This is a genomic window from Homoserinimonas sp. OAct 916, assembly GCF_003260275.1.
Classification (GTDB): Bacteria; Actinomycetota; Actinomycetes; order Actinomycetales; family Microbacteriaceae; genus OACT-916.
In genome coordinates, this window is sequence record NZ_QJHB01000135.1 from 1 (window position 1) to 254 (window position 254).

General features: G+C 61.8%; 1 pseudogene. It reads right to left on the reverse strand.

The annotated features are described in order from the left end of the window. Window positions 1–127 (reverse strand): annotated as a pseudogene (locus DL891_RS16995) (IS3 family transposase); the annotation flags it as partial. Window positions 128–254 lie beyond the last annotated feature (127 nt).

Genomic DNA, 254 nt, shown 5'->3' on the forward strand with positions numbered 1-254 from the left:
CGGCAGCCCCGGCATCTGCCTCGGTCGTGACCCGGAACGGGCGCGGCTGACACGCGATCAGGCCCTGATCGCGCATGATCTGCCGCACCAACTCCGCAGAGCACTCCGTACCTTCCTCGGCTAGGTCTGGCCTGCCGAGGAGTTCTCGGACAGTGGGCCCTCTTAAAATGAGGGTGCTACTGAAAGAGAGAGCAGCATGTCCGCATCGCGTAGACGATTCACCCAAGAGTTCAAAGACGAGTTGTGCCGTGAGG